The organism is Ideonella sp. FW305-24, from assembly GCF_058788035.1.
Window position 1 is genome coordinate 37955 of sequence record NZ_JBYTAI010000023.1, and the last position, 25997, is coordinate 63951.

Annotated in this window: 20 protein-coding genes; 10 read left to right on the forward strand and 10 right to left on the reverse strand. The window is 68.1% G+C overall.

All coding sequences use genetic code 11. The annotated features are described in order from the left end of the window. The first annotated feature begins 16 nt into the window (after positions 1-16). The 6 genes from AC3WR5_RS32680 to AC3WR5_RS32705 all read left to right on the forward strand — a co-directional run bounded on the left by AC3WR5_RS32680 (position 17) and on the right by AC3WR5_RS32705 (position 7958). Entirely contained in the window at positions 17-1708 is a 1692-nt protein-coding gene (locus AC3WR5_RS32680) for a putative porin (protein WP_492489960.1), read from the forward strand. A 2-nt stretch (positions 1709-1710) separates the two neighbouring features. Beyond that, positions 1711-2364, forward strand: coding sequence for a hypothetical protein (locus AC3WR5_RS32685; RefSeq protein WP_231013027.1), 654 nt, complete (start codon positions 1711-1713; stop codon positions 2362-2364). A 117-nt stretch (positions 2365-2481) separates the two neighbouring features. Then, positions 2482-3309 carry an isocitrate lyase/PEP mutase family protein gene (locus AC3WR5_RS32690; protein ID WP_231013026.1) on the forward strand — a complete coding sequence of 276 codons (828 nt, stop codon included), beginning with the start codon at positions 2482-2484 and terminating at the stop codon, positions 3307-3309. A gap of 209 nt (positions 3310-3518) precedes the next feature. Further along, entirely contained in the window at positions 3519-5495 is a 1977-nt protein-coding gene (locus tag AC3WR5_RS32695) for a TonB-dependent receptor plug domain-containing protein (protein ID WP_492489962.1), read from the forward strand. A gap of 4 nt (positions 5496-5499) precedes the next feature. After that, on the forward strand, positions 5500-6030 hold the full coding sequence (locus tag AC3WR5_RS32700; RefSeq protein WP_492489964.1) for a YfiR family protein: 531 nt from the start codon (positions 5500-5502) through the stop codon (positions 6028-6030). Beyond that, positions 6027-7958 (forward strand): putative bifunctional diguanylate cyclase/phosphodiesterase, encoded by a 1932-nt coding sequence (locus tag AC3WR5_RS32705; RefSeq protein WP_492489966.1) that lies wholly within the window; start codon positions 6027-6029, stop codon positions 7956-7958. The genes AC3WR5_RS32700 and AC3WR5_RS32705 overlap by 4 nt, the downstream gene beginning before the upstream one ends. Positions 7959-8216: 258 nt before the next feature. Here the strand turns inward: AC3WR5_RS32705 and AC3WR5_RS32710 are convergent, their stop codons facing one another. Continuing rightward, positions 8217-8462 carry a hypothetical protein gene (locus AC3WR5_RS32710; RefSeq protein ID WP_492489968.1) on the reverse strand — a complete coding sequence of 82 codons (246 nt, stop codon included), beginning with the start codon at positions 8460-8462 and terminating at the stop codon, positions 8217-8219. Between AC3WR5_RS32710 and AC3WR5_RS32715 the strand changes: the two genes are divergently transcribed. From AC3WR5_RS32715 to AC3WR5_RS32730, 4 genes are all read left to right on the forward strand, one after another. After that, positions 8461-8892, forward strand: coding sequence for a hypothetical protein (locus AC3WR5_RS32715; RefSeq protein WP_492489970.1), 432 nt, complete (start codon positions 8461-8463; stop codon positions 8890-8892). The genes AC3WR5_RS32710 and AC3WR5_RS32715 overlap by 2 nt on opposite strands. A gap of 32 nt (positions 8893-8924) precedes the next feature. Then, on the forward strand, positions 8925-11162 hold the full coding sequence (locus AC3WR5_RS32720; RefSeq protein WP_492489972.1) for a copper-transporting P-type ATPase: 2238 nt from the start codon (positions 8925-8927) through the stop codon (positions 11160-11162). 317 nt (positions 11163-11479) lie between these two features. Continuing rightward, entirely contained in the window at positions 11480-11872 is a 393-nt protein-coding gene (locus tag AC3WR5_RS32725; RefSeq protein WP_141288603.1) for a BlaI/MecI/CopY family transcriptional regulator, read from the forward strand. Between the two features lie 13 nt (positions 11873-11885). Then, positions 11886-13643, forward strand: a complete 1758-nt coding sequence (locus AC3WR5_RS32730; protein ID WP_492489974.1) for a M56 family metallopeptidase — start codon at positions 11886-11888, stop codon at positions 13641-13643. 7 nt (positions 13644-13650) lie between these two features. On the opposite strand, the gene AC3WR5_RS32735 is transcribed toward AC3WR5_RS32730, so the two are convergent. The 9 genes from AC3WR5_RS32735 to AC3WR5_RS32775 all read right to left on the reverse strand — a co-directional run bounded on the left by AC3WR5_RS32735 (position 13651) and on the right by AC3WR5_RS32775 (position 25895). Beyond that, positions 13651-14736, reverse strand: coding sequence for a protein-glutamate methylesterase/protein-glutamine glutaminase (locus tag AC3WR5_RS32735; RefSeq protein WP_492489976.1), 1086 nt, complete (start codon positions 14734-14736; stop codon positions 13651-13653). 30 nt (positions 14737-14766) lie between these two features. Further along, the gene (locus AC3WR5_RS32740) at positions 14767-15360 is read right to left on the reverse strand and encodes a chemotaxis protein CheD (protein ID WP_141290062.1); all 594 of its coding nucleotides are present in this window, start codon (positions 15358-15360) and stop codon (positions 14767-14769) included. Positions 15361-15437: 77 nt separating this feature from the next. Further along, a complete protein-coding gene (locus AC3WR5_RS32745) occupies positions 15438-16250 on the reverse strand; it encodes a CheR family methyltransferase (protein WP_141290061.1) in 813 nt (270 codons plus the stop codon). 28 nt (positions 16251-16278) lie between these two features. Further along, positions 16279-17580 carry an EAL domain-containing response regulator gene (locus tag AC3WR5_RS32750; RefSeq protein WP_492489978.1) on the reverse strand — a complete coding sequence of 434 codons (1302 nt, stop codon included), beginning with the start codon at positions 17578-17580 and terminating at the stop codon, positions 16279-16281. Between the two features lie 34 nt (positions 17581-17614). Continuing rightward, complete coding sequence (locus AC3WR5_RS32755) at positions 17615-19555, reverse strand: HAMP domain-containing methyl-accepting chemotaxis protein (protein ID WP_492489979.1); 1941 nt, start codon at positions 19553-19555, stop codon at positions 17615-17617. 41 nt (positions 19556-19596) lie between these two features. Further along, complete coding sequence (locus tag AC3WR5_RS32760) at positions 19597-20163, reverse strand: chemotaxis protein CheW (RefSeq protein ID WP_231013019.1); 567 nt, start codon at positions 20161-20163, stop codon at positions 19597-19599. Between the two features lie 37 nt (positions 20164-20200). Then, the gene (locus AC3WR5_RS32765; protein WP_492489981.1) at positions 20201-22006 is read right to left on the reverse strand and encodes a methyl-accepting chemotaxis protein; all 1806 of its coding nucleotides are present in this window, start codon (positions 22004-22006) and stop codon (positions 20201-20203) included. Positions 22007-22061: 55 nt separating this feature from the next. Next, positions 22062-24092, reverse strand: a complete 2031-nt coding sequence (locus AC3WR5_RS32770) for a methyl-accepting chemotaxis protein (RefSeq protein WP_492489982.1) — start codon at positions 24090-24092, stop codon at positions 22062-22064. A 105-nt stretch (positions 24093-24197) separates the two neighbouring features. Then, entirely contained in the window at positions 24198-25895 is a 1698-nt protein-coding gene (locus AC3WR5_RS32775) for a methyl-accepting chemotaxis protein (protein ID WP_492489984.1), read from the reverse strand. Positions 25896-25997 lie beyond the last annotated feature (102 nt).

The following is a 25997-nucleotide window of genomic DNA, read 5'->3' on the forward strand; positions in this document are numbered from 1 at the left end:
GTCTTTCGAGAACCCCATGACCCGAATCTCCTTCCGCCTCGCGCCTTTGGCCCTGGCGCTGCTGGCCGCGCTGCCGCAAGCCCATGCTGACACTGCGCCCGCCACCAGCGAAGCCGCCGCGCTGGGCGAACTCAAAGCCACCACGCTGGCGTTGATCGACGCCCTGGTCGAGCAAGGCCTGCTGACCCGCGCCAAGGCCGACGAACTGCTGCGCAAGGCCAAGGCGGCGGGCGAAGCGGTCGCCGCGGGCAACCCCGCGCCCTTGCCGGCCGAGACCGGCTGGGGCGCGCCGCGCTCAGTCGTGCGCGTGCCTTACCTCAGCGACAGCACCCGCGCCAAGATCAAGGACGAGGTGCGCAACGAGGTGCTGGTCGCCGCCCGCGAAGAAGGCTGGACCGACGGCAGGCGCTTGCCGGGCTGGCTGCGCTCGGTATCCATCGACGGCGACATCCGCGTGCGCGCGCAGGACGAGATGTTCGCCAACGACAACATCGCGCCCGAGATCTTCCGCGCCCAGACCGACTCGCCCGCGTGGGCCCCGGACCTGACCAACACCCGCAACGACCGCCAGCGCATGACGCTGCGCGCCCGCGTGGGTTTCCATGCCAAGGCCAGCGACAGCTTCAGCGGCACCGTGCGCCTGGCGACCGGCAGCACGACGGGCAGCCCCACCTCCGAGTCGGTCACCGCCGGCAATGACGGCAACCGGTTCAGCATTGGCGTGGACCGCGCTTCGGTGCGCTGGGAGCCGCTGCAGGGCAATCGGCTGGACGCCGGTCGCATGGGCGTGCCGTTCGATGGCAGCGACCTGACTTGGCCGGACGACATGGGCCTGGACGGCCTGGCCGGCCACGGCGAGCTGGACATGGCCAGCGGCCTGTACGGCTTTGCCACCGCGGGCGGCTTCGCGCTGTCCGAGTTCGCCAACAGCCAGAAGGACAAGGCGCTGGTCGGCGGCCAGCTGGGCCTGGACTGGGCGTTTGGCGACGCCTGGCAGCTGCGCGTGGCCGCAGGCGCCTACAACTTCCGCAACGTGCAGGGCGTGCGCGAAAACGAGCTGCCGCCCACCGGTGCGCTGGCCGGCGTTGCGCCGTACCAGAACAGCGCCTACCCGGCGGCCATCCGGCAGAAGGGCAACACGCTGATCAACCTCAACGCGCCCACCTCGACCGCCGCGCCGGTCTGGGGCCTGGCCTCGCGCTTCAAGCCTGTGGACCTGAGCCTGAGCCTCACCGCGCGCCACTACAACCCCTACGAAGTCAACTTCTCGTTCCATGTGGTGAAGAACACCGGCTTCGACAACGATGACATCCAGCGCCGCGCCGGCACCACCGCGGTGGCCGACCTGAAGGACAAGACGCTGGGCTACCAGGCCAGGCTGCAGTTCGGCCATGCCAAGCTGATCGAGCCCGGCCAGTGGCAGGTCTTCGCGGCCTTCCGCCATTTGGAGCGCGACGCCTGGATCGATGCCTACACCGACACCACCTGGCACCTGGGCGGCACCAACTACAAGGGCTTCAGCGTCGGCGGCCAGTACGCCTTCGACAACAAGGCCACGCTGGGCCTGCGCTTCACCAGCACCCGCAACCTGGACGACAACGTGCGCTTCCTGAGCATCCCCGGCGACCCCAGCTCGATCAGCGGCAACCTCAGCAGCGCGCCGCTGAAGATCGACGTGTTGCAGCTCGAAACCAACCTGAAGTTCTGAGCATGCAATCAGGTCTCTCAATGATCCGCTGCGCCGCACTGGCCGTGCTCTGCAGCGTTGCGCTGGCCCACGCCGCAGACGGTGGCGACAAGCGGCTTGCCCAGGCCAAGGAAGTCGCCCGCGCCGCCCAGGCCGCGCTTCAGCAAGCCCAGCAGGAGCGCGACACGCTGCGCCAGCAGCAGGCCACCGACAAGGCCGAGAAGGAACAGCTGGCCCAGCGGCTGTCCCGCGCCGAAGGGGCGGCGCGCGGCGAACAGGCCGCCAAGGTCCAACAAGCGCAGGCACTGACGGTCGCGCAGGCCGAGCTGGCGCAGTTGCGCACCGAGCTGGCAGCCGAACATCAGCGTCGCGAGCGGGCCGAACGTGCCGCGGCCGATGCGACTGCGCAAGGCCAGCAGGCGCTCGCATCGCAGCGCCAGGTCACCGCCGCCGTCACCGCACTGCTGGAAAAAAGCGTGGCCTCGCTGGCCCGCGCCGAGCAGGCCAACCGCACGCTGCACGGCCTGGGCCTGCAGGCGGTGGATGCCTACACCCAGCGCACCCCCGAAGCCATGCGCGCCCGCAGCGAGCCCTTCCTGGCGCTGGGCGCCGTCACGCTGGAAGACGAAGCCGAAGGCCTGCGCCGCGCGCTGGACGCGCAGCGCGTGGCGCCCTGAGGCGCTGTTCTCCGCACTGCGCTCGTCCATCGACATCAGTTGGAAGCCAGCTGAGCTTGCGGCACACTGGTCGGCTCCCTGCCGGTCCCGCCGCCAACCCCAGCCGAGGGTTCCACCATGAACAACACCTCCGATCGCATCGCCGTCCGGCGCCGCGAGTTCAAGCGCCTGCACGAAAGCGGTTGCTTCGTGCTGCCCAATCCCTGGGATGCCGGCAGCGCCTGCTACCTGCAAAGCCTGGGCTTCCAGGCGCTGGCGACGACCAGTTCCGGCTTCGCCTGGTCGCAAGGCCTGCCCGATGGCCGCCTCAGCCGCGCGCAGGTGCTGGCCCACTTGCGCGACATGGTGGCCGCCACGGACCTGCCGATCAACGCCGACTTCGAGAGCGGCTACGCGGACGATCCGCATGGCGTGACCGAGAGCGTGCGGCTGGCCGTTGCCACCGGCGTGGCCGGCCTGTCGATCGAAGACTCGACCGGCGACGCCGCAAAGCCGGTACGCGACATCGGCGACGCCGTGGCCCGGATTCGCGCCGCCCGCCGGGCGATTGACGAAACCGGGGGCGACACGCTGTTGGTTGGCCGCGCCGAGAACTTCTTCCTCGGCCGCCCGGACCTGGCCGACACCTTGCGGCGCCTGCAGGCCTACGCCGAGGCCGGCGCCGACTGCCTCTATGCCCCCGGCATCCGCACGCCCGAAGAGATCGCCGCCGTCGTTGCCGCGGTCGCCCCCAAGCCCGTCAATTTGCTGGTCGGCTCCGCCAGCCCCTTGACGCTGCAGGACATTGCCGCGCTGGGCGTGCGCCGCGTCAGCATTGGCGGCGGCCTGGCCCGCGCCGCATGGGGCGGCCTGATGCGCGCCGCCAGCCTGATCGCCACCGAAGGCCGCTTCGACGGCCTGGCCGATGCGGCCTCAGGCAAGGTGCTGGATGACTTGATGGGCTGAGAGGCTTGGCAGCGGCGCGCCAGGGCCCGCGGTGGCGCCGCGCCGGCCCTCAAGGCCTGACCTTGGCGGTCGATATAGTCGAGATGCTGTGGGGTCGGTCCCGCGGCCGGACCGGGTGGGCCGCACGTGCCGCCCGGTTTTGAACTTCTCTTTTTTTGCGCTGCGCGGCGCTGGGTCCAGTGCCCGCCGCGCTGCAGCCGCGTGCCGCCATGCGTTTGTCCCTGTCGTCCCTGCAGTTTTTCGGTTCTGCCTGTGCCCTGGCTTGCGGCGTCATCAGCCTGCCGTTGAGCGCCGCCGAGCCGACCAGCGCGGCCGAGCTGGCGGCCTTGCCGCTGGACACGCTGCTGGACCTGCCGGTCACCGGCGCCTCCAAATTCGCTTCGCGCGCCAGCAGCGCGGCTGCTGCGGTGACAGTGGTCAGTGCCGAGGAGATCCGCGCGCTCGGCTACCGCACGCTGGCCGATGTGCTGGCCTCGATGCGTGGCGTGATGGTGACCACCGACCGCTCGTACAGCTACATCGGCGTGCGCGGCTTCTATGTGCCGGGCGACTACAACACCCGCGTGCTGCTGCTGATCGACGGCAACCGGATCAACGACACCATCTACGACCAGGCCTACCTCGGCAGCGAGATGCCGCTGGACCTGGCGATGGTCGAGCGTGTCGAATTCATTCCCGGACAGGGCTCGGCCGTGTATGGCGGCAATGCCTTGTTCGGCGTCGTCAACGTGGTCACGCGCCAGCCCGGCGCGGCCGGCACTTCGCTGGCCAGCGTCTCGGCCGGCAGCTTCGGCGCGCGCAGCCTGCGGCTGGCCGACAGCGTGCAGCTGCCCGGCGGCGCGGCGCTGCAATGGTCCATCAGCCGCGCAGTGATGGCCGGCGACACGGTGCCGCTGCCAGACGGCGGCTCGGCCCGCCATGGCGACGCGGAAGGCCGCACCACGCTGTTCGCCCGCGTCCGCCAGGGCGACTGGCGGGCCACGGTGCTGCATGCGCTGCGCACCAAAGGGAATCCGCTGTTTCCAGACGGTGTGCAGGGCGACCCGCGCACCGTCAACCATGACGAGCAGTCATTGCTGGACCTGAGCTGGGTGCATGCGACCGACGAGGGCGACGAGCTCACGGCGCGCGGCTTTGCCGGGCGCTACCGCTTCGAGGGCCGCTATGCGATGGACTATCCGCCGGTGACGGTGAACCAGGACATTGCGGTGGGCCGCTGGTGGGGCCTGGAAGGCCGCTGGCTCAGCACCCGCTGGCAGGACCACAAGCTGCTGGTGGGCGCCGAGCTGCAGGTCTTGCCGCTGCTGCTGCAGCGCAATGCCGACATCGATCCCCCCACCGCGCCGCTGCTGGACGACCGCCGCAGCCTGCAGCGCCATGCCTTGTTCGTCGAGGACCAATACGCGCTGGCCCGCGACTGGACGCTGGACACGGGACTGCGCTGGGACCAGACCAGTGGCAGCGCGCGTGAATTCAGCCTGCGCACGGGGCTGATCTGGCGCGCCGACGACACGCTGGTGGCCAAGCTGATCCATGGCACCGCCTACCGTGCGCCGAATGCCTTCGAGGCCCACTACCAGGTCCCCGGCAGCGGTGGCTATGAAATCAATCCGAAGCTGACCAGCGAAGGCGTGCGCGGCAGCGAGCTGGCGCTGGACTGGCGGCCCGATTCGCAGGACCGCTACAGCCTGTCGCTGTTCAGCAATCGGGCGCGCCAGCTGCTGGTGCTCAACCGCGACCCGGACAGCGAGCGCTATCGCTTCGACAACCAGGGCGGCGTGCGGACCCACGGCGCCGAGCTGGAATGGGAGCGCATCTGGGCCAGCGGCGGCAGGCTGCGCGCCAACCTGACGCTGCAGCACGGCCGCGACAGCGACATGGACACTCAGGTGGCCGGCTACTCGGCCGAGCGCATGGCCAAGCTGGCGGCGATCTTGCCGCTGGGACGGGGCTGGCAGGCCGGGCTGGAGTGGCAGGGCATCGGCCGGCGCGGCGCAGCGGCTGCCTACCAGTTGAGCAACCTGACGCTCTCGACACCGCTGGCCTCGCGCGGCTGGTCCTTCTCGGCCAGCGTGTTCGACCTGTTCGACCGACGCCATCAGGACCCTGGTGGCGACGCCACGAGCCAGCCGGTGCTGCCGCAGGCGGGCCGCAGCGTCGAGCTGCGTCTGGACTTTGCGTTCTGACGCGATGCGCCTGCCCTGCACGTCCTTCTTCAGGCGGCTGTGCTGGCTGCCCGGCCTGGCCGTGCTGGGCCTGCCGCTGGCGCACGCCGTCGAGCGGGCCGACCTGGAGTCGGCCATCGTCTACAACCTGCTGCAATACGTGGAATGGCCCGCCGAGGCCCTGCCGGCTGCCGGTGGTGCGCTGGTGCTGTGCCTGGCGCAGGGCAGCCCTTTGCGCGGCCCGGTCAAGTCGCTGGAAGGCCGGCCGGTGGGGCCGCTGCGGCTGGCCGTGCGCACGCTGGAACCGGCTGAGGCGCCGCATGGCTGCCATGCCTTGTTCATTGACGGCGAGCCGCCCGCCCGCCGCCGCCCGCCGCGGGCCACTGCGTTGCTGCTGATCGGCGACGGCCCGGCCCAGCCCGACGACGGCATCACCATCCGGCTGGCGCAGGCCGACGGCCGCATGGTGTTCGAGATCGACCTGGTGGAGGCCCGCGAAGCCAGGCTGCAGGTCAGCTCACGCCTGCTGCGGCTGGCACGAAAGGTCACTGGATGAACCGGCCAGACCCCGCCCCGCTGCCTTTCCAGGCCCTTCGCGAGACACCTGCCGTGCCGCTGCTGGCCCGTGCCCAGCGCCGCGGCCTGGGCCGCCAGCTGACCCGGGCGGCCGTGGCATCGGCCGGCGTGGCGCTGGCCGTAGCCGGGCTGGTGTTGAACCTGTCGCTGCATGCCTGGTCGCGTGTCGCGTTGCATGAAGATGCGCTGGTGCAGGCCCGGATGGCGGCCGACAACAGCGCAGCGGCCTTGTTGTTTGCCGATGTCAAGGCGGCCACCGAAACCCTGGCCTCGCTGCGCGCGGCGCCGGCCGTCGCCGAGGCGCTGCTCTACACACCCGATGGCCGGCTGTTTGCCAGCTACCGTCGAAACGCGGCTGGCAGCGATGCTGGCATGGTGGTGGAAACGCTGGTCGAACTCAAGCAGCGGGTGGTCGGCCGCATCGTGCTGCGGGTCTCGCTGACGCCGCTGCACGAACGCGCGCTGATCTTCGCGCTGCTGACGGTGGTCTCGGCGCTGCTGGCGCTGGTCATCGCCTACCTGCGGGTGCGGCGGGTCCGCCGGGCCATCGACCACACCGAGGCCAGGCTGGACCAACTGGCCTACTTCGACCCTGTGACCGGCCTGTACAACCGCCACGCCGCCAACGAGCACCTGCGCGCCATGGTCGACAGCGCCCGCGCACTGGGCCATGGCTTCGTGCTGATGCTGCTTGACCTCGACGACTTCAAGCTGATCAACGACACGCTGGGCCACGTCGTCGGCGACGAGGTGCTGCGCCTGCTGGCCGGGCGGCTGCAGCGCGGCCTGCGCCGCAATGACCTGGTGTTCCGCTTTGGCGGCGACGAGTTCATCGTCGTGTGCGAGCACCAGGGCGATGACGAAGCGCTGGACCGGCTGGGTCGGGCCGCGCTGGCCTGCCTGGACGCACCGCTGCAGGCCGGCGGGCAGGAGATCCATGCCCGCGGCAGCGTTGGCCTGGCACGTTTCCCGTCCGATGCAGACAGCGCCGAAGCCCTGCTGCGTGCGGCAGACACCGCGATGTACGCCGCCAAGGCCAGCGGCAAGAACACCTTCGCGGTCTTCAGCCGCTCGATGAACGAGGCCGCGTCTTCGCAGCTGCAGCTGGACGCCGAGCTGCGCCGCGCGATCCGCGGCGACGAGCTGCTGCTGCACTACCAGCCCATCATCGACCTGCGCCAGGGCCGGGTCGTCGGCACCGAGGCGCTGGTGCGCTGGCAGCACCCCGAGCGCGGCCTGCTGATGCCGGCTGCCTTCATCGACATGGCCGAACGCACCGGCCTGGTCAGCGACCTCGGCGCCTGGGTGCTGCAGGCCGCCGCGCGCCAGCAGGCGGCCTGGCGCGAAGCCGGCCTGGGCCAGCTGTTCATCGCGGTCAATGCCTCGGGCCGCCAGTTCAAGCGCAAGCTGCTGGAGCAGCAGGTGGCCGACGCGCTGGCCAGCAGCGGCGCCGACCCCGGCCGGCTGCAGATCGAGATCACCGAGCACACGCTGGTCGAAGACGTGGCAGCCAATGTCGGCACGCTGGCTGCACTGCGCGCGCGAGGCGTACAGATCGCCATCGACGACTTCGGCACCGGCCTGTCCTCGCTGGCCTACCTGAAGCGCCTGCCGATCGACAAGCTGAAGATCGACCGCAGCTTCGTGCGCGACCTGCCCGACGCCGCCGAAGACGGCGCCATCGTCGAAGCCATCGTCTCGCTTGCCCACGCACTGGGCCTGCAGGTGGTGGCCGAAGGCGTCGAGACCGAGCGCCAGCAAGCCTGGCTCACCCAACGCGGCGTGGCCCACGCCCAGGGCTACCTGTTCAGCCGCCCGGTGCCCCCCGAACAGATCCCCGAAGCCATCCAAGCCGTGGCCGCCCGCTGGGGCCAGCAAGACAGCGCGGGCTTCGCCAGCGGGATCTGAACAGGCGGCTGAGGCCCACGGGCACCGTGCATATGCCGTCGGGCGTCGGCTTCCGCACGCCGACCGATGTGTGGGCGGTGGGCGAGGGCGGCACCGTGCTGTCCACCGCAAACGGCGGCCGTTGATCCTGTTGCCCGGAGCAAAACGGCCAGCACCGAAAGGCGCTGGCCGTTTTTTCTTTCCGCCCAACCCCTCATCGCCCCCAATGTCGATCACCGCGCTGGGTGCGCTGGGTGCGCTGAGTGCGCAGGTCCATGCTCAGGTGCATGTCTCAATGTCGGGCTCATGCACGCGCAGGGCCAGGCCTTGCCGCCGCCGCTGACCCTTGCCTTTGCCTTTGCCTTTGCCTTTGCCTTTGCCTTTGCCTTTGCCTTTGCCTTTGCCTTTGCCTTTGCCTTTGCGGGTCTTGACTTGACCTGCATCAACGGCGGGCATAGGGGCCGGGTGCAACCTGTCCTCAAGGGGCGCCGATGGCGCACCCAAAACACAAGGAATCGTCACCATGAAACTTGCCCCCGGTTTGAGCGCGCTGGCCGTCGCCTTGTTGGCCGGATATCCGGCGATGCCCGCAAGCGCCGCCAACGAGGCCGAAGAACACGCTGCGCACCACCCCGCCAGCCCTGTGGCATTGCCCGCGCCTGCCGGCTACGACCAGCAGATGAAGAAGATGCAGGAAATGCACCAGCAAATGGCCGCTGCCAAGTCGCCCGAGGAGCGCGCCGCGCTGATGAAGAATCACATGAAGGCCATGCAGGACGGCATGGGGATGATGGACCAGATGCGCGGCGCAATGATGGGCGGCAAAGCCGTGGCCGGTGGCAAGTCGGCAATGCCCATGGACGCTTCGATGATGAGGCGCCGCATGGACATGATGGACATGATGATGCAGATGATGATGGACCGCGAGGCAATGAAGGCCGCGGCACCCCAGTAAAGGGAGACTGCAGACAGGAACAGGAAAGCGCCATGACAAGCCACACGGATACACCCCGCAGCACTGCGCACCACGGCCAGCATGTGATGCCTGACGGTACGGTGATGGGTGGTACCCCCGCTGCGGCAAAACTGCCGGCCGAGGGCGGCCACGGCCAGGTCGAGTACACCTGCCCGATGCACCCGCAGGTGCGCCAGATGGGCCCAGGCAATTGCCCCATCTGCGGCATGACGCTGGAGCGGGTGTTGGCGACGGCGGATGCCGGGGAGAGCCCAGAACTGCGCGACATGACGGGGCGTTTCTGGATTGCCACGGCACTGACGCTGCCGGTCTTCGCGCTGGAGATGGGCGGACATCTCTTCAACATCCATCACCTCATCGCGCAGCAGACCTCGAACTGGGTGCAACTGCTGCTGGGAACGCCGGTTGTGCTGTGGGCCGGATGGCCATTCTTCGTGCGCGCCGTGGCGTCCGTGAAGAACCGAAGCCTGAACATGTTCTCGCTCATTGCGCTTGGAACAGGGGCGGCCTGGATCTACAGCATGGTTGGAACTCTTGCGCCCAGCCTGTTCCCGGCCGAGCTCCGGTTGGCTGATGGTGCCGTGCAGATCTACTTCGAGGCGGCGGCCGTCATCACCGTGCTGGTGTTGCTGGGCCAGGTGCTCGAACTCCGGGCACGCGAGAAGACATCGGGTGCCATCAAGGCCTTGCTCGGGCTTGCGCCGAAGACGGCGGTCAAGGTGAAGGCCGATGGCACTGACGAAACCGTTCAGGTGGACGCCATCCAGGTCGGCGAGTTCTTGCGCGTGCGTCCCGGCGAGAGGGTGCCGGTCGACGGTGAACTCACCGAAGGCAAGGGCAACGTGGATGAGTCGATGGTCACTGGCGAGCCCATTCCGGTTGCGAAGGCCCTTGGCGCCAAGCTGACAGCCGGAACGCTCAACCAGACAGGCGGCTTCGTGATGCGCGCTGAGAAGGTCGGCGCGGACACGCTGCTGGCCCAGATCGTCCACATGGTGGCCGCGGCGCAGCGCAGCCGCGCGCCCATCCAGCGCATGGCCGACCTGGTCGCGGGCTGGTTCGTGCCGGTGGTCATCCTGATGGCGGTGCTCACGTTTGTCGCCTGGCTGGTGTGGGGCCCGCCGCCGGCCTTCAGCTACGCGCTCGTCACAGCGGTCGCCGTGCTCATCATTGCCTGTCCATGCGCGCTGGGCCTGGCCACGCCGATGTCCATCATGGTCGGCGTTGGCAAGGGTGCGCAACATGGCGTGCTGATCCGCGACGCCGAAGCACTGGAGCGCATGCAGAAGGTCGACACGCTGGTGCTCGACAAGACGGGGACCTTGACCGAAGGTCGCCCGAGCGTCGTTCAGGTCGAACCGGCCCCAGGTTTCAGCAAGGACGACGTGCTGCAGAAGCTGGCGAGCGTCGAGCGGGCCAGTGAGCACCCGCTGGCCACGGCCATCGTCAACGCCGCGCAGGAGGGCAGGCTGAACCTGTCGGCAGTCACCGACTTCGATTCTCCCGTCGGCAAGGGCGTGGTCGGCACTGTCGACGGAAGGCGGGTGGTTTCCGGCAGCGCGAAGTTCCTGGCCGAGCGTGGCATTGACTGTGCACCATTGAATCAGCCGGCAGAAGTGCAGCGTGCCAACGCGGCCACCGTCATCTTCGTCGGGGTCGACGGCAAGCTTGCGGGCTTTGTGGCCATCGCCGACCCCATCAAGGCCACGACGCCCCAGGCGCTTCAGGCCTTGAAGGCCGCGGGCATTCGCATCGTGATGCTGACGGGTGACGGCAAGACCACGGCCGAAGCGGTCGGCAGGCAGCTCGGCATCGACGAGGTGGTCGCCGAGGTGCTTCCGGAAGACAAGGTCGCGGTGGTGCAGCGCCTGATGAAAGAGGGACGGGTCGTGGCCATGGGCGGCGATGGTGTCAACGATTCACCGGCGCTGGCCGCTGCGACGGTCGGCATCGCGATGGGCACCGGGACGGACGTGGCCATGGAGAGCGCCGGCATCACGCTGCTCAAGGGCGACCTGATGGGCATTGTTCGCGCGAGGACCTTGTCGCAGGCCACGATGCGAAACATCCGCCAGAACCTCACGCTGAGCTTCGTCTACAACGTGGCCGGCATCCCGCTCGCTGCCGGTGCGCTCTATCCCTTGTTCGGGCTCTTGCTGTCGCCTGTCGTTGCCGCCGCGGCCATGGCGCTGTCATCGGTCAGCGTCATCGGCAATGCGCTGCGGCTGCGAGCGCTGAAGCTGGAATAGTCGAAAAAGCAAAGGCAGCTCCGCGCTCGGCCCTTCACCTCGCCGCGTTCCAGCCGTTCTTCAGAGGTGGCGATGATCTCGTGGCCTGGCACCACGGGTCCAGGGCGCCAGCGGGCTGCCGAGTTGACGGGCAGCGTGGCCGACGACCTGCATGCGTGTCTCCGAAGGGATGGTTCGAGGCAGCGGTGTCCGCAGGAGCAGCCGGGTAGCAAAGGACACTTTGGCGACACCGCGCGACAGGTCAGTCGAGCAGGCGCTTGACATCTACTAATCATTTAGTACTATTCGCCTAATACTTGACTGCGACTGGCTTGGCGATGACCTTACCCCGACCGACCGAAGGCGAGCTCGCGATCCTGCGCGTGCTCTGGCAGAGCGACGGGCCCTGCACCGTGCACCAGGTGCACGAGGTGCTGTCACAGGCCAAGGACACGGCCTACACCACGGTGCTGAAAATGCTGAGCATCATGGCCGAGAAGGGCCTGGTGACGCGTGACGACAGCGACCGCCGGCATCGATACAGCGCCGCCCAGCCCGAGCCCGAGGTGCAGGCCGTGCTGCTGAAGGACCTGATGCAACGCGCGTTTTCCGGCTCGGCTTTGCAGCTGGTGCAGCGCGCACTGGACGTGGACAAGGCCAGCGCTTCGGAGCTGGACGCGATTGCCCGCGTGATCGCCGAGGCCAAGGCGCGCCAGCGCAAATCCACCTGAAAGAGGTGCCCCCATGAATCTCTTCGAACACATCCAGGCCGCGCTCGCGCTGAGCCTGTTGCATGCCTTGTGGCAAGGCACGCTGCTGGCGGTGCTGGCAGCAGCGGGCATGGCCTGGCTGGGCCCGCGGCGGGCGGCGGCGCGGCATGCGCTGGGCATGCTGGCGCTGCTGACGATGCCGGCGGCAATGGCGGCCACTTTCGTGTCGGCCTTCGCCCCGCAGGGGCCGGCGGACGCACCCGGTGGCGTGGCGGCGACGGACTGGGCCGAAGCCGGGCCGGCGGTGCTGGTCATCGGCGCCAAGCTGATGCAGTTGCCCAGCTGGCTGCCGGGCTGGCTCGCCGGGGCCTGGCTCGTGGGCGTGGCGCTGATGGGCCTGCGCGTGGCGCTGGGCCTGCGCCAGGTGCGGGCCCTGGAGCGCCAGCCGTTCCAGCCGTTGCCGGCCGAGTGGGCGCAGCGGGTGCGGCGGCTGAGCCGTGCGCTGGGGCTGGTGCGGCCGGTCGAAGTGCGCCTGCTGGCGCAACTGGAGACGCCTTGCGCCGCGCGCTGGCTGCGCCCGCTGGTGTGGCTGCCGGCCTCGGCGCTGACAGGTCTGTCGCCGGACCAGCTCGAAGCCGTGCTGGCGCATGAGCTGGCCCATGTGCAGCGGCGCGACTGGCTGTGGAACGGGCTGCAGTGCGCGGCCGAATCGCTGCTGTTTTTCCACCCCGCCGTGTGGTGGCTGAGCCGGCGCATCCGCCAGGCCCGCGAGCATGCCTGCGACGACCTGGCCGTGGCGGCCTGCGGAGGCCGGGCCTTGCCGCTGGCCGAAGGGCTGGCGATGCTGGCCGGCGCATCAGCGGCCGGGCAGCGGGCCATCGGCGCGCTGGCGCTCACGGCGGCGCAAGGGCCGCTGCTGGACCGGGTCACGCGCCTGCTGTCACCCCGGCCGCAGCCGCGGCTGCACTGGCGCCTGCAGGCCGGGCTGCTGGCGGCCTGCGGCCTGCTGTTTGGCGGCGCGCTGCTGGCCGCGCAGCTGCCGCCGACAACTGCGGTTCGCGTCCCTGCGAAGCCGGTGGTTACCGTGGCCGCGCCGTCGCCTGTGGCCAGCGTGGCGCCGGTTGCCGGGGTGGCGCCGGTCGCCGGAGTTGCGCCAGCGCCGGCCCATTCCGCCCTGCCAAAGCCGGCGCCCGTGGCCCAGCCCGCGCCGGCGGCCGCTGCGGCACCGGCCTCGGCTGCCAGCAGCGCGATGCTGCCGCTGGTCACCGGGCACTGGTACAGCCCGGTGGGCAACTCGTTTGAGCTGCACGAAGGCGAGGGCGCCCAAGAGCGCGTCTACAAGCAGTGGGCCGGCTTTGGTGGCGGCGTGAAGGAGAGTTACAGCGTGGGCGGCGAGCCTGCGCTGATCGACGAAGCTGTGCGCCAGTGGGTGGCCAGGCGGGCCGCCGAGCCGCCACCGCTGCCACCAGTGCCTCCACCGCCGCCCATGTTGCCGCCCGTGCCGGCCATTTCCGACAGCCTGGCTTTCCTGGCGGCCCTGGCCGCTGCAGGGCAGGACCGGCACATCGTCGAGCAACTGGGCACGCCGCTGCGCGCCACGCAAGGCGGTCCTTCGCGGGTGGACAACGACAGTGCCGTGCTGACCCTGAGGCTGAGCGGCCCACGCGGCAGCGCGCTGCTGAGGGCCGTGGGCCGGCACAGCAGTTCGGCCGGCTGGCAGTTCCGGACGCTGGACCTGTCGCCGGCGCCCGGCGGCACCGAACCGGCCTTGGCCCCGCCGGCCCGGTCCTGAGGCTGGCTCACATCTGCTTCATGATTTCCTGCGCCACGCCGCCCAGCGGCACGATGCGCTCGACGCCGCCGCGCTTGATGGCTTCCTTGGGCATGCCGAAGACCACGCAGCTCTCTTCGTCCTGGGCCACGGTGCGGGCGCCGGCGTTGCGCATTTCCAGCAGGCCGGCGGCGCCATCGTCGCCCATGCCGGTCATGATGATGCCGAGCGCATTCACGCCGGCGGCCTTGGCCACCGAGCGGAACATCACGTCGACCGAGGGCCGGTGGCGGTTGACCAGCGGCCCGTCGACCACCTCGACCATGTACTGCGCGCCGCTGCGCTTCATCAGCACGTGCTTGCCGCCGGGGGCGATCAGCGCGCGGCCGGGCACGATGCGGTCGTTGGTCTCGGCTTCCTTGACCTGGATCTGGCAGATGCTGTCCAGCCGGGCCGCGAAGGCGGCGGTGAATTTCTCCGGCATGTGCTGCACGATCAGGATGCCCGGCGAGACGCGCGGCAGCATGGTCAGGACTTCTTCCAGTGCCTGCGTGCCGCCGGTGGAAGTGCCGATGGCGATCACGCGTTCGGTGGTCTGCGCCATCGCGCGCGGGCTGCCCGAGGCGGGGGCCAGGATCACGTCGGCGGTGTGCTTGACCGGCGCGGTCAGCGGCGCTGCGCCTTCGGCCCGCGGCGAGAGCCGGCGCACATTGGCGCGCGCGGCGGCCTTGACGGTCGAGACCAGGTCGTTGCTGGCTTCGACCAGGAACTGCTTCAAGCCCAGCTTGGGCTTGGTGACGATGGCCACCGCACCGGCGGCCATGGCCTCGAGCGTGGTCTTGGCGCCTTTTTCGGTCAGCGTCGAGCAGATGACGACAGGCGTCGGCCGCTCGCTCATGATCTTGCGCAGGAAGGTGATGCCGTCCATGCGGGGCATTTCCACGTCCAGCACGATCACGTCGGGCCACTGCTGCTTCATGCGCTCCATGGCCAGCAGCGGGTCTGCCACCGCGGCAATCACCACGATGCCGGGCGTTGCGCTCAGCATGCCGGCGACGACCTGCCGCACGACGGCGGAATCGTCGACCACCATGACCTTGATAGCAGCTTGCATTGTTGACTGTCTCCGGCGGCGCGGGGCCGCTCAGCTTGAAGTGGACGGGGGCGCGGACGGCAACGGTGTGCCAAGCGGGAAGGGCAGGGCAGGCAGCACCGGGGACTCGGTCTGCACCGCCATTTGGCGCGCCCACACGTCGCCGCTGCCCACGTCGAAGATGATCTGGCGGTGGCCATTGCCAAACAGGCTTTCGGACACCACCTGGATGCCATGGCCCTGCAGCAGCCTGCGCGCTGCTTCGCCGTTGCGCCGGCCAATGCCCATCTGGCTGCTGGGCTTGTTCTCGGGGAACATTTCGCCGCCGCCGAAGATCTTGGCCTGGCAGTCGGCGGGCTTCACGTCACGCCGGGCCAGCAGGTCCAGCATCAGGCGCAAGGCCTCGTCGGCATAGCGGCCATCCAGCGTCTCGTCGGCGTGGCGCGACCGGCCGCGCTTGGCCAGCAGGAAATGCGACATCGCGCCCATGCGCCTGGTGGCGCACCACAAGGTGATGGACACACAGGAGCCCAGCAGCGTGCGGATGCGGTGCTGCGCGTCGCCGACAAAAAATTCGCCCGGCTGCAGGAAGACATCGCCCTGCCTGCCGGAAGGCGGCGGCGCGGGGCTCTGGGAAGGGTCCATGGCCAGTCAGCCGCAGCGGGCTTGGCTTGCCAGCGTACAGCTGCCGGGCGTCTGTTGAAGGGGGCGGAAGTCCGGCATCACAGGGGCTTGCGGTAGATGGACGGCGCGACCTGCGTCACCGAGTTGTTGATGTCGTTCAGGCTTTCCGAGTGGCCGATGCAGAAGTGGCCGCCCGGCTTCAGCAGCGACAGCACGCGTGCCACCACCTGGCGCTTGGTGTCGCCATTGAAGTAGATCATCACGTTGCGCAGGAAGATCACGTCGAATTGCCCCAGGCGCGGCAGCTCGGTGTTCAGGTTGGCATGCACGAAGCTGACGCGCTGGCGCAGCGCGCGCTCGACCAGCAGCGTGCCTTCCTGCTCGCCGTGGCCCTTCAGGCAGAAGCGCTTCAGGTAGGGCGGCGGGATCAGCCGGGTGCGCTCCAGCGGGAAGTGGCCGGTGCGGGCCTTGGCCAGCACCCGGGTGCTGATGTCGGTGCCCAACACGTCCCAGGGAGCGCTGCCCAGGCAGTCGGCCAGCACCATCGCGATGCTGTAGCCTTCTTCGCCGGTGGACGAGGCGGCGCTCCAGACGCGGAACGGCTGCGTGCCGCGCGCCGCAGCGGCGGCCGTGGCCAGCTCGCGCAGCAGGTCGAAGTGCTTGGGCTCGCGGAAGAAATAGGTTTCGTTGGTCGTCAACAGGTCCACCGCGGTCTGCACCTCGGCTGGCGCGGAGCCGTCGCGCAGCAGCTTGAAGTACTCGCCGTAGGTGGACAGCTGGTGGGCGGCCAGGCGTTTGGACAGGCGGCCGCTCACCAGTGCCTTCTTGGCCGGCGACAGCGTGATGCCGGCGGCCTCGAAGATGAAGCGCTGGAAGTGGCCGAATTCGGTGTCGGTGATCGTCGTGTTCATCGAAGAACTTATCGGCAACTTGCGCGGATTACTGCAGTGCAGGGTTTTCCGGCGGCAGCTCGGGAGAGGGGCCGGCGCCGGTCGATTCGTGACGCAGCTCGCGCAGGCGCGGCTGGTGGCGCTTGATCCACTGCAGCATCTCGCTGGCCGGCATCGGCTTGGCAATCAGGTAGCCCTGGCCGACATTGCAGCCGCCTTGCTGCAGCAGCCGCCAGTCCTCCAGCGTCTCGACGCCTTCGGCCACCGTGACCAGGCCCAGCTGGCGCGCCAGTTCGAGGGCCGACTGCAGGATCACCCGCAGGTTGCTGCGCTGGTGTGCGCCGTGCACGAAGGAGCGGTCAATCTTCAATTCAGTGAACGGAATGCGGGCCAGCTGCTGCATCGAAGAGAAGCCGGTGCCGTAGTCATCGATCGACAGGCCGAAGCCCTTGAGCCGCAGCCGCGCCAGCGCGCCCAGCGCCGTGCCCAGCCCGTCGGCCAGCGTGCTTTCGGTGATCTCCAGCACCACCTGGTCTGCTTTCAGGCCACGTTGCTGCACCAGCGCCGAGACTTCATCGACCAGCGTGGGCCGGTCCAGCAGGCGCTGCGACAGGTTGATTGCCATCGACAGCTTGAGTCCCCGGGCGTTCCATTCCGCGGCCTGGGCCAGGGCCTGGCCCATCACCGAGAGCGTCAGTTCGTGGATCAGGTTTTCTTCTTCGGCCAGCGCCACGAACAGGTCGGGCCGCACAAAGCCCGTGCCGTGCCGGTGCCAGCGCGCCAGCGCCTCCACACCACGCACGATGCCGGTGCGCATGTCCACCTTGGGCTGGTAGTGCACGCCCAGTTCGCCGCGGGCAATGGCCGAGGCCAGCTCCTCGCGGCAGATGCTGACGGCCGGGTTCGCAGGAGCCGGTGCGGCGGCGCCCTGGCAGCGCGCCAGCTCGCCAAAGCGCTGCAGCATGGCTTGCAGCGGCGGCAGCGTCAGCGGCTTCTGCAGTCCGCCCAGCACTGGCAGCCCCAGGTTGCGCGCCATCAGCTCGACCGAATGGATCAGCGAAAGCTCGCGGACCGAAGCCACCACCAGCGGGATGTGGATCTGGCGCTGGTGCAACTGCTGGATCAGCTCCACACCGTCCATGCCCGGCATTTCCAGGTCGACGATCAGCAGGTCCGGCGACAGCGCCAGAAGGCCCAGCAGTTCCAGTGCTTCGCTGCCGGTAGCGGCCTCGTAGATCAGCGGCACGCCGAACTGCCGGCACAGGTCGACGGCATGCATGCGCTGCACGCCGCTGTCATCGACGATGAGCAGCGAGCCGACCGGGCAGGAGGTATTGCCGTGCTGCGTCATGCTGGGCCGAGGCGTGGGCGGCTGCGGGAGGGGTTCAGAACCGGGTGAAGTGGGTTTCGTCCGGACCGTGCGCCATGGCCAGCGCCGGGGCGGGCGCGGGCGCCACGCGCGGGCTGGGCTTGCGGCTGGCCCTGGCCACAGGCTTGGGGGCAGGCATGGGGGCAGGCACCGGCTTGCGCACTTCGTTGCCGGCCAGCTTGAAGAAGGACATGGCCTGCTGCAACTGCTCGGCCTGGCTGCTCATTTCTTCTGCCGTGGCGGCCAGCTCTTCGGAGCTGGAGGCGTTCTGCTGCGTGGTCTGGCTGAGCTGGGTCACGGCGCCGTTGATCTGGCCCACGCCGGAGGACTGCTCCTCCGAAGCAGCGGTGATTTCCTGCACCAGGTCCGAAGTCTTGCGGATGTTGGGCACGATCTGGTTCAGCAACTGGCCAGCCCGTTCGGCCAGCTCTACGCTGGACGAGGCCACGGTGCCAATCTCCTGCGCCGCCACCTGGCTGCGCTCGGCCAGCTTGCGCACCTCGGCGGCCACGACCGCAAAGCCCTTGCCGTGTTCGCCGGCACGTGCGGCCTCGATGGCCGCGTTCAGCGCCAGCAGGTTGGTCTGGTAGGCGATGTCGTCGATGATCACGATCTTCTGCGCGATCTGCTTCATGGCCACCACCGTGGCCCTGACCGCCTCGCCACCTTCGGCGGCTTCGGCAGCAGCCTTGGTGGCCATGCCGTCGGTGACCTTGGCGTTTTCGGTGTTCTGCGAGATGGAAGCCGTCATCTGCTCCATCGAGGCGCTGGTCTCTTCGACGCCTGCAGCCTGCTCGCTGGCCGCCTGCGACAAGGCCTGCGCGGTGGCGCTGACTTCCTCCGAAGCACCGGCCAGCGACTCTGCGCCGCTGTTGACTTCGGTCACCACCTCGGCGAGCTTTTCCATCGTGCGGTTGACATAGGCCTTCATCTGGCCGAAGGCGCCCTGGTAGTCGCGCTCGATGCCTTGCGTCAGGTCGCCTTCGGACAGCGCCTCCATGACCCGCACGACGTCGTGCACGCTGGCGCCGGTGGTGGCCATCAACTGGTTCAGGCCTTCGCCCATGTCGCGCTGGAAGCCTTGCAGGCCGTTCAGGTCGATGCGTGCATCGAAGTTGCCGGCGTTGGCCGCGGCCACCACTTGACGCTGGCCGTCCACCACCTGGGCCAGGCGGGTCACCATCTGCTTGACGGCAAACAGCATGCTGCGGGTGTCGTTCTCGCGAAGGTGGATCTCGGCGCTCAGGTCGCCATCGGCCACGCGGCGCAGCAGCTCGGCGGCTTGGGCCGGCTCGCCACCCAGGTCACGCGAGATGACGCGGGTCACCATCAGGCCCAGCAACACCGCCAGCACCACCGACGCGGCGACCACGCCCATCAAGACCATGCGGGCATGCTCGACGGTGACCTGGCCATTTTCGTTGGCAGCCTTGGCCTGCGAAGCGAGTTCGTCGATCAGCTGGCTGACGACTTCTTCGGCGGCATTGATGGCCTTGCGGGCATCGCCGTTGCTCAGCTCGGCAGCGGCAGCGAAGTTGCCGGCCGAGGCCAGGTCCGCCACCTTGTTGTTCTGTGCCAGGTAGTTCGGGATCAGGCCGTCCAGCTTGGTCAGCAGTTCCCTTTCCTTGGGCTGCAGATCGGTCGCGCGGTAGGCGTCCAGCACCTTGCGGAACTTGTCCATGTGGCCTTCGGCGCGCTTGACGGCGTCCTTCACATCGGCCGGTTCCTTCAGCGCAGGCAGCCGCACCATGGCGCGCGAGTGCGCAGTCAGGCGCGCAGCCGCTTCCGCCACGTACTGCGCCGGCACGACGGTGCCGGTGTAGGTGTTGTCCAGCGACTTGCCCAGCTCCGTGATGCGCAGCAGGCCAAAGCCACCGACGATGCCTGTCAGGACCGAGCAGACGAGGAAGGTCAGCAGCAGCTTGTGCGCCAGCTTGAGACGGAGGAACCAGTTCATGGGGAACCTTTGGAAAAGCTGAAAGAGAAGGTGGCCGGCGCTCAGTGCGCCAGCGAGGCCGCCTCGGCGGCGACCGGTCCGCCAGCCTGGCCGATTTCGTCGATCGACAGCACATGGTTCACGTCCAGCAGGATCACGAACTTGCCCTTGACCTTGCCCACGCCCTGGATGAACTCGCTGCGGATGCGGGCGCCGAAGGCCGGTGCCGGCTCGATGTCGCTCGATGCGATTTCCAGCACTTCGTTGACCGCATCGACCACCACGCCGATGACCTGGCGTTCCAGCCGGCCATCGTTGTCGACCTCGGTCTCGACGATGACGATGCAGGTGCGCTTGGTGACATCGCTGGACTTGCGGCCGAAGCGCGCCAGCGGGTCCATCACCGGCACCACCGCGCCGCGAAGGTTGATCACGCCGCGCACGCAGGCCGGCATCATCGGCACCTCGGTCAGGCTGTGGTACTCGATGATTTCCTTGATCGCCAGGATGCCGATCGCGAAGACCTCGCCAGCCAGCATGAAGGTCAGGTACTGGCCGGGCTCGGCAGTTGCCGGTGCCTGCGCTGCGGTGAGGGCGGCGGAAGACGTGTGGGGAACCAGTGCGCTCATGGGGAGGTGTCCTGTGGGCTTGAGTGCTGGGGATCGATCAGAAGCGGGCGAACTGTGATTCGTCGATGCTGTCGGTCGTGGTCATGACCATGGCGGCGGGGCGTGCAACGGGCGGTCGGGCGCCACCGGCCTGGGCCGGGCGGCCATTGCGGGCTGCCGGCTTGCCAGCCTGGCGAATCGGGGCTGGAGGCAGGCGGCGCTGGCCGCCGCCGCTCAGCTTGAAGAAGGCCATGGTCTGCTGCAGCTGCTCGGCCTGGCTGCTCATTTCTTCTGCCGTGGCGGCCAGCTCTTCGGAGCTGGAGGCGTTCTGCTGCGTGGTCTGGCTGAGCTGCGTGACAGCGCCGTTGATCTGGCCCACGCCGGAGGACTGTTCCTCCGAAGCAGCGGTGATTTCCTGCACCAGGTCCGAGGTCTTGCGGATGTTGGGCACGATCTGGTTCAGCAGCTGGCCAGCCCGTTCGGCCAGCTCCACGCTGGAAGAGGCCACGGTGCCGATCTCCTGCGCTGCGATCTGGCTGCGTTCGGCCAGCTTGCGCACCTCGGCGGCCACGACCGCAAAGCCCTTGCCGTGTTCGCCGGCACGTGCGGCCTCAATGGCCGCGTTCAGCGCCAGCAGGTTGGTCTGGTAGGCGATGTCGTCGATGATCACGATCTTCTGCGCGATCTGCTTCATCGCGACCACCGTGGCCTTGACCGCCTCGCCGCCCTCGGCGGCTTCGGTGGCGGCCCGCGTCGCCATGCCATCGGTGACCTTGGCGTTTTCGGTGTTCTGCGAGATGGAAGCCGTCATCTGCTCCATCGAGGCGCTGGTTTCTTCGACGCCGGCTGCCTGTTCGCTGGCCGCCTGCGACAGGGCCTGCGCAGTGGCGCTGACTTCCTCGGACGCGCCGGCCAGAGATTCGGCGCTGGAATTCACTTCCGCCACCACTTCGGCCATCTTGACCACGGTGGCGTTGACATAGCGCGTGAGGTCGGCATAGACGCCGGGGTACTGCGCCTCGATCTGCTGTGTCAGGTCGCCTTGCGCCATGGCGCCCATCACCCGCACCACGTCCGATACGCTGGCCGCGGTTGAGCCCGCCATGTCTTTCATCGATTGCAGCAACTGGGCGGTTTCGTCCTTGCCCTCGACATCGATGTGGACCGACATGTCGCCTTGGGCCAGTTGATTGGCAACGTTCACCGCCTGGGCAATGGGTCGCGTGATGGCGCGAGTGATGATCCACGCCATGGACATGCCCAAGACCGTGCAGATGCCCAGGATGGCAATGACCCAGTTTCGGGCGCTGGCGTAGCTGCTGGCGGCCTGCTCGGAGGCCTTGACACCGCCATCGATGTTCAGGTCGCTGAGCTTGTCGGCGACCTCGCGCAAGGCGTTGTATCGCCGCAGGGATTCGGCGTCGAGCAGCATCTTGGCTTCGTCGTTCTTGTTTTGCCGTCCCAGGGCCACGATCTTTGTGTGCTCGGCCAGGAATACGTCCAGATCGCTCTTGAATTGGTCGTACATCTTCTGCTCTTCGGGTGAAGCAATCAGCTTGCCGTAGTCATCCCAGAGCTTGCGCGTGGCGGCGATGCGCTCGTTGCTTTCCCGCTCGGCGTTGGCCAGTTCATTGGCCTCGGTAGCGACGATGCTGCGCAACTCCAGCACCCGCAGCCGGTTGAGGTTGGATTTGCTCAGCAGGATGTTTCGAACGCTGGGCATCCAGTTGGTCGCCAGGTCCACAGTGGAGGCATTGACTGCAGCCAGCTGCGAAATGGCATAAAGCCCAAGGCCGGCCATCAGCACCAGGACCACGGCAAAAGCGCCGAACAGCTTCGGTCCGAGTTTGAGATTCTTCAACATGACAGGGTTTTCCTAGCGTGCAAGTACGCGAGCGCAATGCCGGCGTTTGAGGGGTTCAATACCGCGTGAAGTGCGCCTCGTCCACCGCTTCGGCCGTGGCCATCACGGCAGCAGCGCGGCCCTGGGCGAACACTGCCGGGCTGCGGCGTGTCACCGTGCCCGATTTCCTGGCGGACGCGGCGGCGCGGGGCTTAATGTTGGTGGTGGGCGCCGGGCGCTGCTCGGCACGCGCCAGCTTGAAGAAGGCCATGGTCTGCTGCAGCTGCTCGGCCTGGCCGCTCATTTCCTCGGCGGTGGCCGCCAGCTCTTCGGAGCTGGCGGCGTTCTGCTGGGTGGTCTGGCTCAGCTGGGTCACGGCGCCGTTGATCTGGCCCACGCCGGAAGACTGCTCTTCCGAAGCGGCGCTGATCTCCTGCACCAGGTCCGAGGTCTTGCGGATGTTCGGCACGATCTGGTCCAGCAGCTTGCCGGCGCGCTCGGCCAGCTCCACGCTGGACGATGCCACTTCACCGATCTCCTGGGCCGCGATCTGGCTGCGCTCGGCCAGCTTGCGCACCTCGGCGGCGACGACTGCAAAGCCCTTGCCGTGTTCGCCCGCGCGGGCCGCTTCGATGGCTGCGTTCAGCGCCAGCAGGTTGGTCTGGTAGGCGATGTCGTCAATGATCACGATCTTCTTGGCGATCTGCTTCATCGCCGCGACGGTGGCCTTCACAGCTTCACCGCCTTCGGCCGCTTCGGCGGTGGCCTTGGTGGCCATGCTGTCGGTGACCTTGGCGTTCTCGGCGTTCTGCGAGATGGAAGCCGTCATCTGCTCCATCGACGCGCTGGTCTCTTCGACGCTGGCGGCCTGCTCGGTGGCAGCCTGCGACAGGGCCTGCGCGGTGGCGCTGACTTCTTCCGATGCACTGACCAGCGACTCGGCGCCGGAGTTGACATCGCCGACGACCTGCAGCAGCTTCTCGATCATCGCGTTGACATAGGTCTGCAGGTCGGCGAACGTGCCCTCGTACTCGCCTTCGACGGTGCGGGTGAGGTCACCGCGGCTCATCGCACCCATCAGGTCGACCACGTCGACCACGCTGCGCAGATTGCTGCGTGCCTTCTCGATGGTGTCGTTGATGAAGGCCTTCTTGCCTGGCAGCTGAGGCATCGGTGCCTCGAAATTGCCGCGGCCGAATTCGGCCACGACGCCCATCGCCAGCTTCTTGACCGCGATGTGGGCGGCGACCATGTCGTTGACGCCCTTGGCCATCGAGCGGTAGTCGCCTTCGAAGCGGTTGGCGTCAATGACCACGTCGATGTCGCCCTTGTCGTGCTCCGCGCTCATGTGGTTGAGCTCGGCGATCAAGCCCTTGAGGTTGCTGCGCAGGCGTTCGATGGTGTCGTTGATGAAGGCCTTCTTGCCCGGCAGCTGGGCCATGGGCGCCTCGAAGTTGCCGCGGCCGAATTCGCTGATCACGCCCATTGCCAGCTTCTTCACGCCGATGTGGGCGCCGACCATTTCATTGACGCCCTGGGCCATGGTGCGGAAGTCGCCGTCGAACTTGTGGGTGTCGATGAGCACATCGATCTCGCCGCGCTCGTGCTCGGCGCTCATGTGGTTCATGCCGGCGATCAGGCCCTTGAGGTTGGCCCGCACACGTTCGATGGTCTCGGTGATGAAAGCCTTCTTGCCAGGCAACGCGGCCATTGGCGCGTCGAAGTTGCCACGGCCGAATTCCGCCACCACGCCCATTGCCAGCTTCTTCACCGCGATGTGCGAGCCCACCAGTGCGTTGACCTGGCGCGCCACGTTGGCGAACTCGCCGGGCGGGCGCGTCGTGTCCATCACCGCGTCAATGTCGCCTTGCTCGTGAGCGGCGGCCATGCGGGCCAGGTCGACGCGCATGGCCTGCAATTCGTCCAGCAGCCGGTTGGTGGCTTCTGCCGTGCTGTGCAGCGCTGGCGGCAATGCGCGCATGTCGACGCGGCCTGACAGGTCGCCAGCGGCGGCAGCCGTCAGCACCTTGGCCAGCTGGGTGTCGATGACGGCGGCAAATGCCGACGCTTCCTGCTGGGTCTGGCGAGTGGTCTTGATTTGGAACATGGCGGTCTCTGGGTAGAAGGGGCGAGGAAGGCGCTGGGCTTGCTGGGCGTGGGCGGAGGGTGTCTGGCAGGACCGCTTATCTGCTGTTCACCCGCTGCGGCAGGGTCAAAAACGAGCGAACTGGGATTCGTCCACGCTCTCTGCGGGCACATGGGCATTGGCCGCGGCAAAGGCCATGCTGGCGGCGGGCTGGAAATTGCCGGCGCGTGGCCGTCCCGGTGAGGCATTGCGGCGTGCGGGGGCAGGGCGCTGCGGGTTGGGGCGCGGGCGCGGCAAGCCGGCGTCGCGGTGGCCGCCGGCCAGCTTGAAGAAGGCCATGGTCTGCTGCAGCTGCTCGGCCTGGCTGCTCATTTCCTCGGCCGTGGCGGCCAGTTCTTCGGAGCTGGAAGCGTTCTGCTGCGTGGTCTGGCTGAGCTGGGTCACGGCGCCATTGATCTGGCCCACGCCGGAAGACTGCTCTTCCGAAGCGGCGGTGATTTCCTGCACCAGGTCCGAGGTGCGGCGGATGTTGGGCACGATCTGGCTCAGCAGCTGACCGGCGCGCTCGGCCAGCTCCACGCTGGACGAGGCCACGGTGCCGATCTCCTGCGCCGCGACCTGGCTGCGTTCGGCCAGCTTGCGCACTTCGGCAGCCACGACCGCAAAGCCCTTGCCGTGTTCGCCGGCACGGGCGGCCTCGATGGCCGCGTTCAGCGCCAGCAGGTTGGTCTGGTAGGCGATGTCGTCGATGATCACGATCTTCTGCGCGATCTGCTTCATCGCCGCCACCGTGGCCTTGACCGCTTCGCCGCCTTCGGCTGCTTCGGTCGCGGCCTTGGAGGCCATGCCGTCGGTGACCTTGGCGTTTTCGGTGTTCTGCGAGATGGAAGCCGTCATCTGCTCCATCGAGGCGCTGGTTTCCTCGACACCGGCGGCCTGCTCGCTGGCGGCTTGCGACAGCGACTGCGCGGTGGCGCTCACTTCTTCCGAAGCACCGGCCAGCGACTCGGCGCCGCCGTTTACTTCGGTCACCACCTGCGAGAGCTTGGTGATCATGTGCTGCATGGACTGCAGCAGCTGGCCGGTCTCGTCGCGGCTGTCGACCTGCACGTCGACCGTCAGGTCACCCTCGGCCAGGCGATTGGCCACATCGACTGCGCGGCTCAGCGGCCGGGTCACGCTGCGGCTGATCAACCAGCCCAGTGCAACGCCCAGCAGCACACCGCCGCCGATCAGCGAGATCATCAGCGTGCGGCCGGAGAGATAAAGGGCCTCGGTTTCCTCGGAGGCCTTCTTGGCGCGCGCTTCCTTTTGCGTGATCAGCTCGTCCAGCATCTTGTCCAGCCGGTCGGCCTTCTCGCGCACGCTTTCGAGCTGGGCAGCCAGAACGTCGTCGCGTTCTGAAAGCTTCTTGGTCGCCGCCAACGAAAGCGCCTGCTGCATTTCGCGTTCGTATTCGGTCGTCAGGCTGGCGTAGCTGCTGAAGATTTCCTTGGCACGGTCGCTGAAGAACAGCGGGCGGGCCTTTTCCAGCAGCTCCTTCATCGCGGCACTGCTCTTGGCGATGGAGGCCAGGTGCTTTTCGCGTTCCGCCTGGCTGGTGGCCAGCAGGAAGTTTGCACGCGCGCGGCCGATGTAGACCAGGTTGATGTTGGCTTCCTTGATGTACGAGAGCCCCATCAGCTCGTTGGTGTACATCGCGTCGGCCTTCTCATTCATCAGCGCGGCGTTGTTGATGCCGATCGCGCCGACCACCGCGCTGATGGCGGCCACCAGCACAAAGCCGGCAATCAGCCGCACGCCGATCTTCAGGTTCTTGAACATGCCGAATTTCTCCCAGAACGTTTGTGAATTGAAGAGGTATTTGAATCAGGCAGTTGAATCAGGCCGTGGCTTCGCTGGCGACCCTGCCCGAATGCTGGCCGG

Excerpts from the sequence above, each read along its gene's own strand:
- AC3WR5_RS32680 (WP_492489960.1), top strand. The coding sequence starts at position 17 with ATGACCCGAATCTCCTTCCGCCTCGCGCCTTTGGCCCTGGCGCTGCTG.
- AC3WR5_RS32685 (WP_231013027.1), top strand. The coding sequence starts at position 1,711 with ATGCAATCAGGTCTCTCAATGATCCGCTGCGCCGCACTGGCCGTGCTC.
- AC3WR5_RS32690 (WP_231013026.1), top strand. The coding sequence starts at position 2,482 with ATGAACAACACCTCCGATCGCATCGCCGTCCGGCGCCGCGAGTTCAAG.
- AC3WR5_RS32695 (WP_492489962.1), top strand. The coding sequence starts at position 3,519 with ATGCGTTTGTCCCTGTCGTCCCTGCAGTTTTTCGGTTCTGCCTGTGCC.
- AC3WR5_RS32700 (WP_492489964.1), top strand. The coding sequence starts at position 5,500 with ATGCGCCTGCCCTGCACGTCCTTCTTCAGGCGGCTGTGCTGGCTGCCC.
- AC3WR5_RS32705 (WP_492489966.1), top strand. The coding sequence starts at position 6,027 with ATGAACCGGCCAGACCCCGCCCCGCTGCCTTTCCAGGCCCTTCGCGAG.
- AC3WR5_RS32715 (WP_492489970.1), top strand. The coding sequence starts at position 8,461 with ATGAAACTTGCCCCCGGTTTGAGCGCGCTGGCCGTCGCCTTGTTGGCC.
- AC3WR5_RS32710 (WP_492489968.1), bottom strand. The coding sequence starts at position 8,462 with ATGGTGACGATTCCTTGTGTTTTGGGTGCGCCATCGGCGCCCCTTGAG.
- AC3WR5_RS32720 (WP_492489972.1), top strand. The coding sequence starts at position 8,925 with ATGACAAGCCACACGGATACACCCCGCAGCACTGCGCACCACGGCCAG.
- AC3WR5_RS32725 (WP_141288603.1), top strand. The coding sequence starts at position 11,480 with ATGACCTTACCCCGACCGACCGAAGGCGAGCTCGCGATCCTGCGCGTG.
- AC3WR5_RS32730 (WP_492489974.1), top strand. The coding sequence starts at position 11,886 with ATGAATCTCTTCGAACACATCCAGGCCGCGCTCGCGCTGAGCCTGTTG.
- AC3WR5_RS32735 (WP_492489976.1), bottom strand. The coding sequence starts at position 14,736 with ATGCAAGCTGCTATCAAGGTCATGGTGGTCGACGATTCCGCCGTCGTG.
- AC3WR5_RS32740 (WP_141290062.1), bottom strand. The coding sequence starts at position 15,360 with ATGGACCCTTCCCAGAGCCCCGCGCCGCCGCCTTCCGGCAGGCAGGGC.
- AC3WR5_RS32745 (WP_141290061.1), bottom strand. The coding sequence starts at position 16,250 with ATGAACACGACGATCACCGACACCGAATTCGGCCACTTCCAGCGCTTC.
- AC3WR5_RS32750 (WP_492489978.1), bottom strand. The coding sequence starts at position 17,580 with ATGACGCAGCACGGCAATACCTCCTGCCCGGTCGGCTCGCTGCTCATC.
- AC3WR5_RS32755 (WP_492489979.1), bottom strand. The coding sequence starts at position 19,555 with ATGAACTGGTTCCTCCGTCTCAAGCTGGCGCACAAGCTGCTGCTGACC.
- AC3WR5_RS32760 (WP_231013019.1), bottom strand. The coding sequence starts at position 20,163 with ATGAGCGCACTGGTTCCCCACACGTCTTCCGCCGCCCTCACCGCAGCG.
- AC3WR5_RS32765 (WP_492489981.1), bottom strand. The coding sequence starts at position 22,006 with ATGTTGAAGAATCTCAAACTCGGACCGAAGCTGTTCGGCGCTTTTGCC.
- AC3WR5_RS32770 (WP_492489982.1), bottom strand. The coding sequence starts at position 24,092 with ATGTTCCAAATCAAGACCACTCGCCAGACCCAGCAGGAAGCGTCGGCA.
- AC3WR5_RS32775 (WP_492489984.1), bottom strand. The coding sequence starts at position 25,895 with ATGTTCAAGAACCTGAAGATCGGCGTGCGGCTGATTGCCGGCTTTGTG.